Source organism: Nocardia barduliensis (assembly GCF_013315795.1).
GTDB lineage: Bacteria > Actinomycetota > Actinomycetes > Mycobacteriales > Mycobacteriaceae > Nocardia > Nocardia barduliensis.
Genome location: NZ_JABLTE010000305.1, coordinates 1 through 418 on the forward strand (window position 1 = coordinate 1; position 418 = coordinate 418).

The window sequence follows — 418 nt, forward strand, 5'->3', positions numbered from 1 at the left end:
TAGCCAAACCCGTAGCCGTCGGGGCGGCGGGCTCAGCGTCGGGGCGGCGGCGGTGGCGGTGCTGGCGGAGGCGGAGCGACCAGCGCCCTGCGCCAGGCAGCGGCGTCCACCGCGACCGTCAGTTCCTGCCTGTCGCGCTGCAGCAGGAGATAGGCCCTGGCGGCGCTTGAACGCCGCAGGGCCTCGGCAAGATGCTCGATCCTGCGTACGGTGGTGTCATCCACCCGCAGGATGCGATCGCCGCTGCGCACGCCGAAGCGGGCTTCCGGGCCGGCGGCTTCCACGCGCACCTGGCCTTCGCTCGAACGCAATGCCAGGCGCGCATCGTCCTGGCGCCACTCCAGTGTCTGCGAGCTGCCACCGCCGGCCAGTGCCGGCAGTGGCAGGAGCATCATCATCAGCATCCAGCGGATACGCA

The 418-nt window shown here is 71.5% G+C and carries 1 protein-coding gene; it reads right to left on the reverse strand.

Going from position 1 to position 418, the window contains the following annotated elements:
- Positions 1-32: 32 nt before the first annotated feature.
- A partial coding sequence (locus tag HOV91_RS39335; protein ID WP_217441628.1) for a PDZ domain-containing protein occupies positions 33-418 on the reverse strand: 386 nt, incomplete at its 5' end.